Origin of the sequence: Bacillus sp. BPN334, assembly GCF_008368885.1 — a bacterium.
GTDB lineage: Bacteria > Bacillota > Bacilli > Bacillales > Bacillaceae_G > Bacillus_A > Bacillus_A wiedmannii.
The window spans coordinates 508,891-526,993 of the sequence record NZ_QOZW01000006.1; the positions used below are offsets into that span (position 1 = coordinate 508,891).

General features: G+C 36.4%; 19 protein-coding genes and 1 other annotated feature. All 19 genes read left to right on the forward strand.

Features of this window, described 5'->3' with window-relative positions; all coding sequences use genetic code 11:
• The first annotated feature begins 74 nt into the window (after nt 1-74).
• The 19 genes from divIB to uraA all read left to right on the forward strand — a co-directional run bounded on the left by divIB (nt 75) and on the right by uraA (nt 18,069).
• Nucleotides 75-845 (forward strand): cell division protein DivIB, encoded by a 771-nt coding sequence (gene divIB, locus DN393_RS09760; protein WP_000798232.1) that lies wholly within the window; start codon nt 75-77, stop codon nt 843-845.
• A gap of 400 nt (nt 846-1,245) precedes the next feature.
• On the forward strand, nt 1,246-2,553 hold the full coding sequence (gene ftsA / locus DN393_RS09765; protein ID WP_001087544.1) for a cell division protein FtsA: 1,308 nt from the start codon (nt 1,246-1,248) through the stop codon (nt 2,551-2,553).
• Between the two features lie 39 nt (nt 2,554-2,592).
• Nucleotides 2,593-3,747: a cell division protein FtsZ gene (gene ftsZ / locus DN393_RS09770; protein WP_000888983.1), complete on the forward strand. Its 1,155-nt coding sequence runs from the start codon at nt 2,593-2,595 to the stop codon at nt 3,745-3,747.
• A gap of 257 nt (nt 3,748-4,004) precedes the next feature.
• Nucleotides 4,005-4,922 carry a sigma-E processing peptidase SpoIIGA gene (gene spoIIGA / locus DN393_RS09775; protein ID WP_048563202.1) on the forward strand — a complete coding sequence of 306 codons (918 nt, stop codon included), beginning with the start codon at nt 4,005-4,007 and terminating at the stop codon, nt 4,920-4,922.
• A gap of 19 nt (nt 4,923-4,941) precedes the next feature.
• Nucleotides 4,942-5,661, forward strand: a complete 720-nt coding sequence (gene sigE, locus DN393_RS09780; RefSeq protein WP_000976947.1) for an RNA polymerase sporulation sigma factor SigE — start codon at nt 4,942-4,944, stop codon at nt 5,659-5,661.
• A 157-nt stretch (nt 5,662-5,818) separates the two neighbouring features.
• Nucleotides 5,819-6,598, forward strand: a complete 780-nt coding sequence (gene sigG / locus DN393_RS09785) for an RNA polymerase sporulation sigma factor SigG (protein WP_000197753.1) — start codon at nt 5,819-5,821, stop codon at nt 6,596-6,598.
• A 172-nt stretch (nt 6,599-6,770) separates the two neighbouring features.
• Entirely contained in the window at nt 6,771-7,049 is a 279-nt protein-coding gene (locus DN393_RS09790) for a YlmC/YmxH family sporulation protein (RefSeq protein WP_142289349.1), read from the forward strand.
• Nucleotides 7,050-7,169: 120 nt separating this feature from the next.
• The gene (pgeF, locus tag DN393_RS09795; RefSeq protein ID WP_064475091.1) at nt 7,170-7,988 is read left to right on the forward strand and encodes a peptidoglycan editing factor PgeF; all 819 of its coding nucleotides are present in this window, start codon (nt 7,170-7,172) and stop codon (nt 7,986-7,988) included.
• Entirely contained in the window at nt 7,985-8,659 is a 675-nt protein-coding gene (locus DN393_RS09800; protein ID WP_064474973.1) for a YggS family pyridoxal phosphate-dependent enzyme, read from the forward strand. Before pgeF ends, DN393_RS09800 begins: the two co-directional genes overlap by 4 nt.
• A gap of 19 nt (nt 8,660-8,678) precedes the next feature.
• The gene (locus DN393_RS09805; RefSeq protein ID WP_064474974.1) at nt 8,679-9,149 is read left to right on the forward strand and encodes a cell division protein SepF; all 471 of its coding nucleotides are present in this window, start codon (nt 8,679-8,681) and stop codon (nt 9,147-9,149) included.
• Nucleotides 9,150-9,155: 6 nt separating this feature from the next.
• On the forward strand, nt 9,156-9,419 hold the full coding sequence (locus DN393_RS09810) for a YggT family protein (RefSeq protein WP_064474975.1): 264 nt from the start codon (nt 9,156-9,158) through the stop codon (nt 9,417-9,419).
• Between the two features lie 15 nt (nt 9,420-9,434).
• Nucleotides 9,435-10,202, forward strand: a complete 768-nt coding sequence (locus DN393_RS09815) for a YlmH family RNA-binding protein (protein WP_088047255.1) — start codon at nt 9,435-9,437, stop codon at nt 10,200-10,202.
• A gap of 89 nt (nt 10,203-10,291) precedes the next feature.
• On the forward strand, nt 10,292-10,798 hold the full coding sequence (gene divIVA, locus DN393_RS09820; RefSeq protein ID WP_001131609.1) for a septum site-determining protein DivIVA: 507 nt from the start codon (nt 10,292-10,294) through the stop codon (nt 10,796-10,798).
• Nucleotides 10,799-10,849: 51 nt separating this feature from the next.
• Nucleotides 10,850-11,073: a binding site (T-box leader), on the forward strand.
• A 71-nt stretch (nt 11,074-11,144) separates the two neighbouring features.
• Nucleotides 11,145-13,910, forward strand: coding sequence for an isoleucine--tRNA ligase (gene ileS2 / locus DN393_RS09825; RefSeq protein ID WP_088047256.1), 2,766 nt, complete (start codon nt 11,145-11,147; stop codon nt 13,908-13,910).
• Between the two features lie 157 nt (nt 13,911-14,067).
• Nucleotides 14,068-14,397 (forward strand): TraR/DksA C4-type zinc finger protein, encoded by a 330-nt coding sequence (locus tag DN393_RS09830; RefSeq protein ID WP_001004658.1) that lies wholly within the window; start codon nt 14,068-14,070, stop codon nt 14,395-14,397.
• A gap of 124 nt (nt 14,398-14,521) precedes the next feature.
• The gene (gene lspA, locus DN393_RS09835; RefSeq protein WP_000642186.1) at nt 14,522-14,980 is read left to right on the forward strand and encodes a lipoprotein signal peptidase LspA; all 459 of its coding nucleotides are present in this window, start codon (nt 14,522-14,524) and stop codon (nt 14,978-14,980) included.
• Nucleotides 14,981-14,984: 4 nt separating this feature from the next.
• Nucleotides 14,985-15,893 carry an RluA family pseudouridine synthase gene (locus DN393_RS09840; protein WP_088047257.1) on the forward strand — a complete coding sequence of 303 codons (909 nt, stop codon included), beginning with the start codon at nt 14,985-14,987 and terminating at the stop codon, nt 15,891-15,893.
• Between the two features lie 203 nt (nt 15,894-16,096).
• Nucleotides 16,097-16,639, forward strand: a complete 543-nt coding sequence (pyrR, locus tag DN393_RS09845; protein ID WP_001156490.1) for a bifunctional pyrimidine operon transcriptional regulator/uracil phosphoribosyltransferase — start codon at nt 16,097-16,099, stop codon at nt 16,637-16,639.
• Between the two features lie 146 nt (nt 16,640-16,785).
• Nucleotides 16,786-18,069, forward strand: a complete 1,284-nt coding sequence (uraA, locus tag DN393_RS09850) for a uracil permease (RefSeq protein WP_064474979.1) — start codon at nt 16,786-16,788, stop codon at nt 18,067-18,069.
• Nucleotides 18,070-18,103 lie beyond the last annotated feature (34 nt).

An 18,103-nucleotide genomic window follows, 5' to 3' on the forward strand; every position in this document is an offset into this window, starting at 1 on the left:
ATTTATGTTATAATAAGAAGATAAGAACGGCATGAGGAACATGCCGTTTTTTATGTTACGTAGGGGGATCGTACATGAAAAATAGTAAAGTGATTAAACTACAGGATCGTGTACCAAAGTTAAAAAATCAACAGAAGAAAAACAAGAAAAATGTTAATCATCGGTTGATTCTATACATATCAATTTTATTTTTATTAGTGCTCTTTTTAATTTATTTTCGGTCTCCGCTAAGCAATATCAAAAAGATAAGTGTGTTTGGAAATCATTATATGACAGATGAACAAGTGATGAAGGAATCAGGTGTGACGTATGATACAAGTTATTTCCGAGTGACAGCACATAAAGCAGAAGAAAACCTAACGAAACGAAAAGAAATTAAAGCGGTAAATGTAAAAAAACGTTTTCCAAATAAAATTGATGTTCATATTGAAGAATATTTAACGATTGGTTATATAAACAAAGATGGGAAATTACAACCGTTACTAGAGAACGGGAAAACACTTGATGTACTTCCGAACGGAAAACTTCCTGTTGCAGCGCCAATTTTTGAACCTTTTAAAGAGGAGAAAATGAAGGAGTTAATTGCTGAGCTTGAAAAATTAACACCAACGATTTTAAGGTCTATTTCTGAAATCCGTTATTCACCGACGAATGCGAATGAAGATCACCTTACTTTATATATGAACGAAGGGTACGAAGTGAGCACTACGATTCAAAATTTCGCAAAGCGTATGGAAGCTTATCCGCTTATCTTAAAAACAATTGAGCCGGGTAAAAAGGTATTAATTGATTTAGAAGTAGGGGCATATACGAAAGAATTAGGAGCGGAAGAAAAAAAAGAATAGAACGATAGTTTTTACTACGTTCCTATAGAAAAAACAAAACGAATGTTCTGTTGAATGCATCTGAATTTACAAGAATGGTTCATTTGATGAAAAAGATGTAAAAATTCTTAGATTCATACTAGGATTGGTACAAGTTTCACTTTTCTATGAGTACATCTTAGTGTAGACTTATACTTGGCGGTAATCTTTACACTTGAAATAGAATTATTTCAAGATAAGCAGTTATTCACAGTTTACTGCGATATTCTTAAATGAATGTTAAATAAAAATAAGAAAAATATAGGGTTAAAAAAGGGAAACGTATAAAGACGTTGAATATTTTTCTTATAAATAGTAAAGTTGCGATTGTTGTTCCATATATTGAGTTGTATGGTATAAATAAAGAAGGAGGTGCCAAAGAATGAACAGCAATGAAATATATGTTAGTCTTGACATCGGTACATCCAATGTTAAAGTCATCATTGGTGAAATGGTTAATGACAGCTTAAACATTATTGGTGTTGGAAATGTAAAATCAAATGGTTTAAAGAAGGGATCGATAGTTGATATAGACGAGACTGTTCGATCAATTAAAAAAGCAATTGAACAAGCTGAGCGCATGGTGGGAATCCACATTGAGCAAGTTGTAGTAGGCGTCAATGCAAACCAGGTACAACTACTTCCTTGTCACGGAGTAGTCGCTGTTTCAAATGAAGATCGTGAAATCGGGAATGAAGATGTCTTACGCGTTCTAGATGCAGCACAAGTTGTGTCAATTGCTCCAGAACGTGAGTTTATTGATGTGGTACCTCGACAGTTCATCGTAGACGGTCTTGACGAGATTAACGATCCACGCGGGATGATCGGTGTAAGATTAGAAATGGAAGGTACACTTATAACAGGCTCGAGAACTTTACTACATAACCTACTTCGTTGTGTAGAAAAAGCAGGTCTTGAAATAGTTGATATTTGTCTTCAACCTTTAGCGGCTGCAACAGTTGCTATATCTTCAGATGAAAAACATAGAGGAGTAGCCCTTGTTGATATGGGGGGAGGATCTACAACCTTATCTATTTTTAAAGATGGAGAGTTACAAGCAACGAGCGTATTACCGTTAGGTGGAGACCATATAACGAAGGATATTGCGATTGGGTTGAAAACTTCAACAGAAAATGCAGATCAAATTAAGTTGAAATATGGACATGCTTTTTATGATACAGCATCTGAAGAAGAGATGTTTACGGTTCCTATTATGGGAAGCGATCAAACAGAACAATATTCTCAGTTGGAATTATCGGATATAATAGAGGCTCGTGTAGAGGAAATTTTAATGTTTGTTCAAGATGAAGTGCGTAAATTAGGAGTAAAGCAAGTAGCTTCTGGCTATGTACTAACTGGTGGAATTGCTTCTATGCCGGGTGTTCTTGATCTTGCATATGATATTTTACATGAAAATGTTCGTATAGCGACTCCTGATTATATTGGTGTGCGTGAGCCCCAATATACAAGTGGAGTAGGATTAATTAAACATTCTTATCAAAAAGCTAAATTACGTGGGAAAAATGTGCAGGAAAAGCAAGAACATTTTGAACCAGTACCAGCACCAGCACCAACGCCGGTACAACAGCAACCTGCGAAACAAAAAACTCGTAATCAAAACAATAATAATCAAAATGATGACCGTATGATGTCAAAAGTAAAACGTGTATTCCGTTATTTATGGGATTAAAATTGGACACGAAAAATGAGGTTCTAGGGGGATTTCGACATGTTAGAGTTTGATACTACTCAAGATCAATTAGCGAATATAAAAGTTATCGGTGTCGGCGGTGGCGGAAACAATGCTGTAAACCGTATGATTGAACACGGTGTACAAGGTGTAGACTTTATCGCTGTGAATACTGATGCACAAGCATTAAATCTATCAAAAGCTGAAACAAAAATGCAAATTGGTGGAAAATTAACACGTGGACTTGGTGCAGGTGCAAACCCTGAAGTAGGGAAAAAAGCTGCAGAAGAAAGTAAAGAACAGATCCAAGAAGCACTTCGTGGTGCAGATATGGTCTTCGTAACTGCTGGTATGGGCGGCGGAACTGGAACTGGTGCAGCTCCAGTTGTTGCTCAAGTTGCAAAAGAATTAGGTGCATTAACAGTTGGTGTTGTGACACGTCCATTTACATTTGAAGGACGTAAGCGTGCAACACAAGCAGCATCTGGTATTGCGGCATTTAAAGAAAATGTAGATACACTTATTGTAATTCCAAACGATCGCTTATTAGAGATTGTTGATAAAAATACGCCGATGTTAGAAGCATTCCGTGAAGCAGATAACGTATTACGTCAAGGTGTTCAAGGTATTTCTGATTTAATTGCAACACCAGGTTTAATTAACTTAGACTTCGCAGACGTAAAGACAATTATGTCTAATAGAGGTTCTGCTTTAATGGGTATTGGTTCTGGTAATGGAGAAAATCGTGCTGCTGAAGCTGCGAAAAAAGCGATTTCTAGTCCGTTATTAGAAACATCTATTGATGGAGCTCAAGGTGTTATCATGAACATTACGGGTGGAGCTAACCTAAGCTTATATGAAGTACAAGAAGCGGCAGACATTGTAGCTTCAGCTTCAGATCCAGAAGTAAATATGATCTTCGGTTCTGTTATTAATGAAGGATTAAAAGATGATATCGTTGTAACTGTAATTGCAACTGGTTTTGATGATAGTGCTTCGACGCAGCCACCAAAACCAATTATCCGTCCGACTGCGAATCACACGCAACAACAGCAACAGCAAGTAGCTCAACCTTCAAAACAACGTGAAGTTAAGCGTGAAATGAAACGTGAAGAGCCGGTTGTGCATGAGCGTCATACAGATTCAGATGACATCGATATTCCAGCATTCTTACGTAACCGTCGTAGACGATAAAAGAAAAGGAGCTTTCATGCTCCTTTTTTGTTTTATACAGGGAAAAGATCTGCTAAGCAGGTCTTTTTTTATTTTATATATTTCGATTTATATGAAAATAAAAAATATAGTATTCTATGAAACTTATACTTTTATTTTTTACCGACAGATTTTGTCTAGAAAACACAAAATAACAAAAAAACACCTCCGCAAATTGACACACTTTCCTATTGGATATGCATTATACTAGTCTCAACTTAAAAAAAGAGGTGAATTGTTTGGTTGTTTACGCCGACGTTGTTTGGTTGTTAAACGCCTGCATTGATTTTCTTTTACTTTTATTAACAGCAACCGTGTTAAAAAAGAAGATCAAAAGATGGAGGCTTGTGTTAGGGGCATTTATAGGTTCAACCATTGTTATTTTTGCCTTTACTCCTTTTGCTTCTATGATGACACATCCAATTATGAAACTACTGTACTCGTTACTTATTGTGTATACAGCATTTGGGTTTACAACGTTTAGAAACTATACACAAACTGTTTTTACTTTTTACTTTGTAACCTTTATGGTTGGCGGAGGGTTAATTGGGACTCATTTCTTTTTGCAAACGAATGAAATGGTAAATGGATTGGTTCAATCTCAATCAATTTCTTACGGTGATCCAATTAGCTGGTTGTTTGTTGTTTTTGGTTTTCCAGTAATTTATTATTTTTCTAAAAAGCGTATTGAAAGCGTAGAGGTTACAAAAATACACTATGATCAAATTGTGAAATTGAAAATTCAATTAGCCGAAGAGGAACTAGAACTCGCAGGTTTAATTGATAGTGGGAACCAACTTTACGACCCGTTAACAAAAACACCCGTTATGATTATGCATATCTCATCATTAGAGCATTGCTTGCCAACTTGGTTAACAGAACAAATTTATTCCAAAACAGAGATTCCTCAAATACCAGAAAATGATTCTGGGTGGGCGACAAAATTACGCTTAATTCCTTTCAGAGCAGTAGGAGTAGAGAATCAATTTTTATGGGCAATTAAGCCAGACAGTGTGCAAATTTATCATGAAGGTAGTTCTATTGTAGTTAGCAAAGTATTGATTGGATTAAATACACAACAGCTGTCAACCAATGGAGAGTATCAATGTATTGTGCATCCGAAAATGTTAATTTCGCAAAAAATGGTCATTGCTTAATAATGAGAGGCGGGATAATATGATGAAATTAAAATTTTATTTAGTATACCTTTGGTATAAAGTATTGCTGAAATTAGGAATTAAGACCGATGAAATTTATTACATTGGTGGAAGTGAAGCGTTGCCACCACCGTTAACGAAAGAAGAAGAGGAAGTTCTTTTGAATAAATTGCCAAAAGGAGATCAGGCAGCAAGATCGTTACTGATTGAACGCAACTTACGGTTAGTTGTATATATAGCAAGAAAGTTTGAAAATACAGGGATAAACATTGAAGATTTGATTAGTATAGGAACAATCGGCCTTATTAAAGCAGTGAATACATTTAATCCAGAAAAGAAGATAAAATTAGCAACATATGCCTCACGTTGTATAGAAAATGAAATTTTAATGCATTTGCGTCGGAATAATAAAAATCGTTCAGAAGTTTCTTTTGACGAACCGCTTAACATCGATTGGGATGGGAATGAACTTTTGTTATCAGATGTATTAGGTACAGATGATGATATTATTACAAAAGATTTAGAAGCTACTGTAGATCGTCATCTTCTAATGAAAGCATTGCATCAATTAAATGATCGTGAAAAACAAATTATGGAACTTCGGTTTGGGCTTGCTGGAGAAGAAGAAAAGACGCAAAAAGATGTGGCGGATATGCTTGGGATTTCACAGTCATACATTTCGCGTTTAGAAAAAAGAATCATAAAAAGATTACGAAAAGAATTTAATAAAATGGTGTAAAGAATAAGACCAGCCGTTATCTAGGCTGGTCTTATTCTCTTTCGTTGTATGAGAAGAGACAACGAAAATGAAAAATGAAGAGAAAACCGCATGCATAAAATCCCCTTCAAAGGAAATACTTTACACTGTACAGCAACTCCCGATAGGAGGGAACACTTTGACGAGAAACAAAGTAGAAATTTGCGGTGTTGATACAGCTAAACTTCCCGTACTAAAAAATGATGAAATGCGTAAATTATTTCGTGAAATGCAAAGTGGAGAGATAAGCGCAAGAGAGAAATTAGTGAATGGAAACTTACGTCTTGTACTGAGCGTCATCCAAAGATTTAATAACAGAGGAGAATATGTTGACGATTTATTTCAAGTTGGTTGCATCGGACTTATGAAATCCATTGATAACTTTGATTTAGGCCAAAATGTAAAATTTTCAACGTATGCTGTGCCGATGATTATTGGGGAAATACGCAGATATTTGCGTGATAATAATCCGATTCGTGTATCTCGATCATTACGAGATATTGCGTATAAAGCGTTACAAGTAAGAGAGAAATTGATTGCAGAAAATTCAAAAGAACCAACAGCAATGGATATTGCAAAAGTGCTTGAAGTGACTCATGAAGAAATTGTTTTTGCATTAGATGCGATTCAAGATCCAGTTTCATTATTTGAACCGATTTATAACGATGGGGGAGATCCTATCTTTGTAATGGATCAGTTAAGTGATGAAAAACAAAAGGACGAGCAGTGGGTTGAAGAGTTAGCACTGAAAGAAGGGATGAAGCGTTTAAATGATCGTGAGAAAATGATTATTCGAAAACGTTTCTTTCAAGGAAAGACACAAATGGAAGTTGCAGAAGAAATTGGGATTTCTCAAGCACAAGTGTCACGTTTAGAGAAATCAGCTATTAAACAAATGAATAAAACGATTCAAGGATAAGGTTTCACCATTTATGGTGAAACCTTTTTATATGTAATATAGTTTGTCTTCGCTCATAGTAGGGAAGCTGTGTTCATATAATGAAAATAATATGGAATTAGTAGAGGGTGCTTCCTGTTAATTTGAGAAACAGTGTTTTTTCAATTCGTCATATATAAGGGAGAGGATGAAAATGAAAAGAATTTCAGAGTTACAGATGAAAGAGATAATAAATGTTTCAGATGGAAAAAGGCTTGGGAATATTGGAGATATTGAAATTGATATGAACACAGGGAAGATCGGGTCTATTATTATTTCCAAACAGGCACGTATGTTGGGGATCTTTGGAAAGGATGTAGAAATTGTAATTCCTTGGGAGGAAATTATGAAAATTGGGGAAGATGTCATACTTGTAAGAGTAAATCCTGTTAATTCTGTAACAGAATCAATACAAACACCGACAATTTCATAAAGAATATTACAAATTCCTCTTTTTTTTCTGTTGGCATTATGAAAAAATAAAAGTATGGTAAAATAGACAGGAAGTACCATGCTTTTTTATGTTATTTTAATTAAAAGGAGCCGCTTTGTTATGAGAGAACCATTTAAATATGTGGACGGTATATTGTATTTACAAGCGTGGAAAGAACTTGGAAACATTACTGCTGGATTTACGACAAAAGATGATGGGGTAAGTACGGGCTCCTTTCATGCGATGAATTTAGGATTACATGTGAATGATATCGTGGAGAATGTTCATGAAAACAGACGCATTTTAGCAAATAAGTTACAAAAACCATTAGAAAACTGGATTTGCTCTGAACAAGTTCATGATCATCATGTTGAAAAAGTAGGACAACAGGAAAAAGGAAGTGGCGTCTATTCATATGAAGACGGCATTTCAAAAACAGATGGCATTTATACGACTAATAATGATGTTCTTCTAACATCATGTTACGCGGATTGTGTTCCACTCTATTTTTATGCGCCATCACATGGTATGATAGGACTTGCGCATGCTGGATGGAAAGGGACTGTAAAAGAGATTGCAAAGGAAATGATTCAAAAATGGAATGCAGAAGGGGTTTCAAGCGATGAAATTCATGTTGCAATTGGACCAGCAATTGGGTCTTGTTGTTACGTTGTTGATGATAGAGTGTTAACAGCAGCAGAGCAAGTAGTAAACGGTTCTGTCCCTTATAAAAAAATTTCTGATGGGCAGTACGCAATTAATTTAAAAGAAATTAATCGTATATTATGTGTACAAGCAGGCATAAAAGAAGAGAATATTGTAATGTCATCTCTTTGTACAAGCTGTGAAAAACAACTATTTTTCTCTCATCGTCGTGATCAAGGTAAGACGGGGAGAATGTTGAGTTTCATAGGTTTTAAGGAGGAAGAAAGCAAGTGACAGTACAAAAAAATTTAACAACTGTAAACGAAGAAATTAAACAATCTTGCGCACGAGCGGGACGTTCTTTGCAAGATATTAAACTCGTTGCAGTTACAAAAACGGTAGGAATTGAAAAGACAAACGAAGTAATTGAAGCTGGAATTAGCGATTTAGGTGAAAATAGAAATGAAGGTTTCTTACAGAAGTACGAACATTTCGGTTCAAAAGTGAATTGGCATTTTATTGGATCATTACAAACGAGAAAAGTAAAAGAAATCATTAATGAAATTGATTATTTACATTCGTTAGATCGACTTTCACTTGCAAAAGAAATTCAAAAACGTGCTGATAAGAAAGTGAAATGTTTTATTCAAGTGAAAACATCATCTGAAGAATCAAAGCAAGGATTGGCAATAGAAGAAACCGTTTCTTTCATTCAAAGTTTGCAAGAATTGGATAAGATTGAAGTGGTTGGACTAATGACAATGGCTCCGTTTACAGAAGAAGAGGACGAAATCAGACGCTGTTTTAAGGAGTTACGTATGCTACAAACAGAGGTGCAGGAGCTAGAATTATTACATGCGCCATGTAAAGAATTATCAATGGGAATGTCTAATGATTACACGATTGCAATTGAAGAAGGTGCTACATATATTCGTTTGGGGACGATTTTAGTAGGAAAAGCGTAAAAGGAAGGAGAATCTTATTATGAGTTGGTCAAAAGTAAAATACTTCTTTTTTGATACACCGGAAGAAAAAGAAGCAGCTCAATATAGTTATGAAAAGGAGCAAACAGACATGAAGAAGCAGCAAGATCCGCCAGAACAACAAGATGTTACGTTTCCAAAAGCGCAACCGAAACAAAATGTTGTGAGCATTGAAACGGCAAAGCAATCTTCAAAAGTTGTTTTATTAGAACCACGCACATATTCGGAAGCGCAAGGGATTTCGGACCATTTAAAAGGTAGACGAGCTGTTGTGATTAATTTACAACGAATGTCTACTGATCAAGCTGTACGTATCGTTGACTTTTTAAGTGGTACTGTATACGCTATAGGCGGGGATATTCAAAAAATAGGACCGAAAACATTTATGTGTACACCTGAAAATGTAGATATTGTTGGTGCAATTTCAGAGTTATTCGGTGAAGAAGAAGACACAAATATAAAGAGGTGGTAATACGCCATGGAAACAGTTTTAAGGCTTTTAGTTTATGCTATCGAGATTTACTCGTGGGCACTTATTATTTACATTCTCCTATCATGGTTCCCGGGTGCAAAGGAATCAACTTTCGGAGATATTCTTGCGCGTATTTGTGAACCGTATTTAGAACCATTTCGCAGATTTATTCCGCCGCTTGGTATGATTGATATCTCTCCACTCGTTGCGATTTTCACGTTAAAGCTTGCTACGAATGGTTTAATAAGTATATTCAACTATTTCTTATAGTAAGAGGTTAAATAAATGAGCATCTATGAACATTTCAGACCCGATGAAGAGGTCTTTGTGGATAAGGTGTTAGAGTGGAAGCGAGCAGCGGAGTACCATCAAGTGAAGTTAACAGACTTCCTTGATCCAAGACAACAACAAATTGTCACTATGGTAATAGGACAAGGGGATGTTGCTGTACAGTTTGATGGTGCAACGCCTCATGCAGAGCGTAAGAGAGCACTCATTTATCCGGACTATCTAGTAGTGAATGAAGAGGAATTTCAAGTAGAAGTATTGGAAATTGACTATCCTTCCAAGTTTTATACGCTAGAACATAGGCAAATATTAGGTACATTTATGTCTCTCGGTTTAACGAGAGAAAAATGTGGTGATATTTTGCTTCAAGAAGATCGTGCCCAAATTGTAGTCGCGAAAGAAGTTGTATCTTATATTGAGATGAACTTACAATCTATAGCAAAAGTGAAAGTCTCCTTATCACCAGTGCAAGGAGAAAAAATTCTACAGATGCAAGAAACGTGGGGAGAGAAATCTGGAACGGTTTCTTCACTTCGTTTAGATGTTATGTTAGCTGAAATGTTACATATATCCAGACAAAAAGTACAACCTTTCATAAAAAATGGTTTAGTAAAAGTTAATTGGAAAACAGTGGAGCAAACTTCTTATGAATGTTATCCAGGAGATGTTTTTTCAGTAAGAGGATATGGACGAAGTAAATTGTTTTCTGTAGAAGGTAGAACAAAGCGCGACAAATGGAGAATTTTGTATGGTATACTAAAATGATTGGTTTTTTAGAAGGAAATCCTCCTATTTTGTCGAAGAAAAGATATAATTGAAAGAGGAAATTTAGATAACTACTTGGAGGTGGCGTTGTGCCGTTAACACCATTAGATATTCATAACAAAGAATTTGGTCGCGGATTCCGTGGCTATGATGAAGATCAAGTAAATGAGTTTCTTGATCAAATTATCAAAGATTATGAATTAGTCATTCGTGAGAAAAAAGCTTTAGAAGAAAAAGTTGCGCAATTAGAAGGGAAGTTAGATCATTTCTCTAATATTGAAGATACGTTAAACAAATCTATCATCGTTGCACAAGAAGCAGCGGAAGAAGTAAAACGTAATGCGCAAAAAGAAGCAAAATTAATCGTACGTGAAGCAGAAAAGAATGCAGACCGTATTATTAACGAAGCGTTAGTAAAATCAAGAAAAGTTGCTTTTGATATTGAAGAGCTAAAGAAACAAGCGAAAGTATTCCGCACTCGTTTCCGTATGTTATTAGAAACACAGCTTGAAATGTTAAACAACGATGATTGGGATAAACTAATTGAGTTAGAAGACGAAGTAGATGAACTGTTGAAAAAAGAAGAAACAGTGTAAGCTTGACGTTTTTCTCATTATTACATATAATTTTAAACAACATATTTATTAAGAAAAACGAAGATAGGGATAAGTACCTTTTCAAACCTTATATAGCGAACTGAGGATGGTGTAAGCTCAGGATAAGGAGATAATGGGAATATCACCCTGGAGTTCCGCGCTGAACAAATAGAGTAAGCGTAGGCGTATATTCGCGTTAAGAATATAAAGAGGATTGTATACATACGTATAGGATCTACTAGGGTGGTACCGCGGGAGACTTTCTCGTCCCTTTTTGGGATGAGAAGGTCTCTTTTTTATTCCGTTTTTTAAGTGTTTCTTTTATACATGTAAGGAGGAATTGAGCATGGAGTACAAAAATACATTACTAATGCCAAAAACAGAGTTCCCAATGCGTGGGAATTTACCAAAACGTGAGCCTGCAATGCAAGAACAGTGGGCTGAAATGAATATTTATGAAAAGGTACAAGAACATACGAAAGGTCGTCCTTTATTTGTACTGCATGATGGACCTCCATATGCGAATGGTGACATTCATATGGGACATGCATTAAATAAAGTGTTAAAAGACTTTATTGTTCGTTATAAATCAATGACTGGTTACTGCGCACCATATGTACCAGGTTGGGATACACACGGTTTACCAATTGAGCAAGCTTTAACAAATAAAGGTGTAAAGCGTAAAGAAATGACAGTTGCTGAGTTCCGTAAGTTATGTGCAGAGTATGCATATGAACAAGTAGAACGTCAACGTGAACAATTTAAGCGTCTAGGTGTACGTGCAGATTGGGATAACCCATATATTACTTTAGAGCCGGCTTATGAAGCGCAACAAATTAAAGTGTTCGGTGATATGGCGAAAAAAGGTTATATTTATAAAGGACAAAAACCAGTTTACTGGTCTCCAACGAGTGAATCAGCTTTAGCAGAAGCTGAAATTGAATACCAAGATAAAAAATCAGCATCTATTTACGTAGCATTCCCTGTAAAAGATGGAAAGAACGTATTAGAAGGTGATGAGAAATTCATTATCTGGACAACAACACCTTGGACGTTACCTGCAAACTTAGGTATTTCTGTTCACCCAGAACTTGAATACGCTATTGTAAAAGTAAATGATGAAAAATATATTATTGCTTCTGAACTATTTGAGACAGTTGCAAAAATGTTAGAGTGGGAAAATGCTGAAGTTGTGAAAACGGTAAAAGGTAGCGAACTTGAGTATACAGTTGCAAAACATCCATTCTACGATCGTGATTCATTAGTTATGCTAGGAGATCACGTAACAACAGATGCAGGTACAGGTTGTGTTCATACAGCACCAGGGCACGGGGAAGATGACTTCGTTGTTGGTAAAAAGTATGGATTAGAAGTACTTTGCCCAGTTGATGATAAAGGTGTATTAACAAATGAAGCACCTGGATTTGAAGGCTTATTCTATGATAAAGCTAACAAGCCAATTGCAGAAAAATTAGAAGAAGTAGGCGCGTTACTGAAACTAACATTCATTACGCATTCATACCCACATGATTGGAGAACGAAAAAACCAATTATTTTCCGTGCGACAGCACAGTGGTTTGCATCTATTGAAGCGTTCCGTAAAGAATTATTAGAAGCTGTTGCGGAAACAAAATGGGTACCAGCATGGGGAGAAACTCGTCTTCATAATATGGTTCGTGACCGTGGTGACTGGTGTATTTCTCGTCAGCGTGCATGGGGTGTACCAATCCCTGTATTCTATGCAGAGAATGGTGATCCAATTATTACAGATGAAACAATTAACCATGTAGCAGATTTATTCCGTGAGCACGGTTCTAACGTATGGTTTGAGCGTGAAGCGAAAGATCTATTACCAGAAGGATTTACACATATAGGTAGCCCAAATGGTGAATTCCGTAAAGAAACAGACATCATGGATGTATGGTTCGATTCAGGTTCTTCTCACCAAGCAGTATTAGAAGAGCGCGAAGACTTACAACGTCCAGCTGATTTATATTTAGAAGGATCTGACCAGTATCGTGGTTGGTTTAACTCTTCATTATCAACAGCAGTTGCTGTAACAGGTAAAGCTCCATATAAAGGCGTACTAAGCCATGGTTTCGTATTAGATGGTGAAGGACGTAAAATGAGTAAGTCGATTGGAAACATCGTCGTACCGAAGAAAATTATGGATCAATTAGGTGGAGATATTTTACGCTTATGGGTATCTTCTGTTGACTATCAATCTGATGTACGTATTTCAGATGATATTTTAAAACAAGTAGCAGAAGTGTATCGTAAAATCCGTAACACATTCCGTTTCTTATTAGGAAACTTAGATGACTTTAAGCCAAGTGAAAATACAGTAGCTGTAGCTGAACTTCGTGAAGTAGATCGTTACATGTTAGTGAAATTAAATGACTTAATTACAAAAGTAAAAGAAGCATATGAAACATACGACTTCGCTGCTGTGTATCATGCAATTCATAACTTCTGTACAATTGATTTAAGTTCATTCTACTTAGACTTTGCAAAAGACATTTTATACATTGAAGGTGCAAACCATGAAGATCGTCGTGCAATTCAAACTGTATTATATGATGTTCTTGTTGCATTGACGAAACTTGTAACACCAATCTTACCGCATACAGCTGATGAAGTATGGCCATACATTCCAGGTGTAACAGAAGAAAGTGTACAACTAACTAACATGCCAGAAGCTGTACAATTAGATGGTGCGGAAGCATTAAAAACAAAATGGGATGCATTTATGACGCTGCGTGATGACGTATTAAAAGCGTTAGAAGTAGCTCGTAATGAGAAAGTAATCGGTAAGTCATTAAATGCAAGTATTACGCTATATCCGACTGTAGAAATGAAAACTATGTTAGAGTCTATTAGCGAAGACTTGAAGCAATTATTCATCGTTTCTGAGTATAAACTTGGTGGTATGATGGAAGAAGCGCCAGCAGATGCGCCAAAATATGAGCATACAGCGGTTGTTGTTGCTCAAGCAACTGGTGAAACATGTGAACGTTGTTGGGTAGTTTCAGAAACAATTGGTAAAGATGCTGAACATGCAACATTATGTGAGCGTTGTGCAACAGTTGTTAAAGAAAACTATGTAAAATAATAAAAAAACTGACTGTGCATAAGTACAGTCAGTTTTTTTATTGATGATATATTAAAATAACTTTCACTCTCTTTCCTATGAAGGAAAAATGTGTGTGAGGTAAGCATAGAAATTTCGGACACACTAATCGTACATTGCAGCTGGGAGGAATGTACACGTGAATGAAATGTATATGGAAATCAAAGAAGAATTGCAATTGATGCGAAAAGAGTTACAAGAGAGGCTAGCTAAAGAGGTCATGCACAAATATGATACAGAGTTTAGCGAAGAGCTTGGATATGAAATTAAGGAAGAGATAAAGAAAAAACTCCTATTACATGATATAAAAGAGGACTTAAAAGATGTAGAACGTGCATTATTTAAAATGGAGATAGATATGTATGGTATTTGTGAAGAAACGGGGAGAGCAATTTCGGTAAAACAAATGAAGACGATGCCGACTGCCCGTACCATTCATGAATTTTTCTATGAAAAAGTAAATGTATGAATGCGCACAACGATATTATATTACCTTTTTTAAATTTATTTTATTCTTCTATAAAGGTTCATTGTGAAAAGGTTGCAGCTATGCTAAAATTTTGAGGTACACTGTCTTTGTGGGGGAAATGAAAATGATATATTATGTAATAGCGTTATTTGTCATTGCCATCGATCAAATATCGAAATGGCTAATTGTAAAGAACATGGAATTGGGTACGAGCATTCCGATTATCGATAATGTATTATACATAACATCACATCGAAATAGAGGAGCTGCCTGGGGGATTTTAGAAAATAAAATGTGGTTTTTCTACATTATTACAGTCGTTTTTGTAGTATTTATCGTAATTTATATGCAAAAATATGCGAAAACAGACAAACTTCTAGGGATTTCATTAGGTCTAATATTAGGCGGAGCAATTGGTAATTTCATTGATCGTGTATTTAGACAAGAAGTAGTGGATTTCATTCACGTGTATATTTTCTCGTACAACTATCCAGTATTCAATATAGCTGATTCAGCATTATGTATTGGTGTTGTATTAATTATTATTCAAACATTATTAGAAGGCAAGAAAACGAAGGAGTAATTGAATGAGTGAAGTAGTACAAGTAACAGTTGCAGAAGAACAAAAAAGTGAGCGAATTGATAAATTCGTTGCAGAAATAAACAGTGAATGGTCACGTTCACAAGTACAACAATGGATTAAAGATGATGTCGTTACAGTTAATGGAAAATCGGTAAAAGTGAATTATAAAGTTAAAGAAAACGATGAAATTACAGTAACGATTCCTGATCCAGAAGAGTTAAATATCCAAGCAGAAGATATGGGCTTAGAAATTTATTATGAAGATGCAGATGTACTCGTTGTAAATAAGCCACGTGGTATGGTTGTACATCCAGCTCCAGGGCATACAAGCGGTACGCTTGTAAACGGACTTATGCACCATTGTACAGACCTGTCAGGTATTAACGGTGTAATGCGTCCTGGTATTGTGCATCGTATTGATAAAGATACATCTGGACTATTAATGGTTGCTAAAAATGATGTGGCGCATGAGTCACTTGTAAATCAACTTGTAGCAAAAACAGTAACAAGACGTTACAAAGCGATTGTACACGGTGTGATTCCGCATGATAAAGGAACGATCGATGCACCAATTGGTCGCGATAAGAAAGAACGTCAAAGCATGACAGTTGATGAAAATGGTAAGAATGCTGTTACGCACTTCCAAGTGTTAGAACGCTTTAAAGATTTTACACTTGTAGAATGTCGCTTAGAAACGGGACGTACGCACCAAATTCGTGTTCATATGAAATATATTGGCTATCCACTTGCAGGAGATCCGAAGTATGGTCCGAAGAAAACATTAGACATGAATGGACAAGCACTTCACGCAGGTATTTTAGGGTTTGACCATCCCCGTACTGGTGAATATATTCAGTTTGAGGCACCGATTCCAGAAGTGTTTGAAGACGCATTAAATATTTTACGGAAATAGTATTGACAAATCATAAGAAAACTGAGATACTGACAACAGTTAAATAATGATCCTTTAACACAGCCCCGTGAGGTTGAGAAGGTAACGGTTTGAAATGCATAGGGTATGTTGTACCCTTTTTTCAAAAGTCCTCTCGCACACGCTGAGAGGACTTTTTTTATACCATTACTCTCACGCAAGAAAAAAGCTTGGAGGTGTAGAGCATGCAAGAGAAAGCTGTCGTTTTAGATGACCAAATGATTCGCCGCGCTTTAACACGAATTAGTCATGAAATCGTGGAACGAAATAAAGGTGTCGATAATTGTGTTCTTGTCGGAATTAAAACGCGTGGAATTTTTATTGCACAACGTTTGGCAGAACGAATTGGTCAAATTGAAGGAAAAGAAATGGAAGTTGGAGAGCTAGATATTACGTTATATCGTGATGATCTAACACTACAATCGAAAAATGAAGAACCACTTGTAAAAGGTTCTGATATCCCTGTAGATATTACGAAGAAAAAAGTTATCCTTGTGGATGATGTATTATATACAGGAAGAACAGTTCGAGCAGCAATGGATGCTCTTATGGATTTAGGTAGACCATCACAAATCCAACTGGCGGTTCTTGTTGATAGAGGTCATCGTGAACTACCAATTCGCGCTGATTATGTAGGAAAGAACATTCCAACATCAAGTGAAGAGCGTATCGAAGTTGATTTGCAAGAGACAGATCAACAAGATCGAGTAAGCATATACGATAAGTAAAGCCCTTTTAAATGTAGTCCTGTGAGGCTGCCAAAGGGTCTTGGCTTTCATATGTCAAATTTGGCATACGAAAGTGTAGGACTCTTTGTGCACAGGCACAAAGAGTTTTTTTATTGCAAAGATTTAAACTGAAGGAGGATGTAACAATGGAACAAAAGCCAGTATTAGACGTTAATGAAGTACCGAAACCGGGAAAATGGTTATTTTTAAGTATACAACATTTGTTCGCGATGTTTGGATCAACAGTGCTTGTTCCGTTTTTAACAGGATTGAATCCGTCAGTAGCATTAATATCAAGTGGATTAGGAACGCTAGCGTTTCTTCTTATAACGAAAGGTCAAGTACCTGCCTATCTAGGATCATCATTCGCCTTTATCGCACCGATTATAACAGCGAAAACAGCAGGTGGACCTGGAGCAGCAATGCTCGGTGGTTTGCTAGCAGGGCTTGTGTATATCTTAATCTCACTCGGAATTAAGAAGTCAGGATCAGAGTGGATTATGAAATTACTTCCGCCAATCGTAGTTGGTCCAGTCGTAATGGTAATCGGTCTCGCTTTAGCACATACAGCAGTTAACATGGCGATGAACGGTGCGGATGGCAAATATAGCTTTACACACTTTTCAGTAGCATTAGTAACATTAGCAATTACAATTATCTGCTCTATATTCGGAAGAGGATTTTTCAGTATCATACCAGTGCTACTGGGCATTATCGGCGGATATATCTTCGCTTACTTCCAAGGGCTAGTAAATTTAAAGCCGGTGGCTGAGGCAAAATGGTTTGTTGTACCAGATTTCACAGTGCCATTTGTAACATATACTCCGGAGTTTTCGTGGAAGATTGTACTCTTGATGGTACCAGTTGCACTAGTAACAATTTCAGAGCATATCGGACATCAAATTGTACTTGGAAATGTTATTAAAAGAGATTTAATTGAAAAACCAGGCTTACATCGCTCGATATTCGGTGATGGTATAGCAACATTAATTGCATCACTAATCGGTGGACCACCGAATACAACGTATGGTGAAAACATTGGTGTGCTAGCAATTACGAGAGCATACAGCGTATACTTATTCATCGGCTCAGCAGTGTTCGCAATCATGTTCGGATTTATCGGTAAGATTTCGGCACTGATTCATTCGATCCCAACACCGGTTATGGGTGGAGTATCAATCTTACTATTCGGTGTAATCGCATCAAGTGGATTACGCATGATGGTAGATGAGAAAACGGACCTAAGTGACAAACGAAACTTAATGATTGCATCAGTAATACTAGTAATCGGTATTGGTGGAGCGGTACTGCAAGTAGGAGAATCGTTCCAAGTAGAAGGAATGGCACTAGCAGCAATTGTAGGTGTACTATTAAATCTACTACTACCGGAAACGAAACAAATAAAACAATCTAAGCAGATTGCTTCATAATAATAACCTTTTAATTCAGTCCTGTGAGACCGGA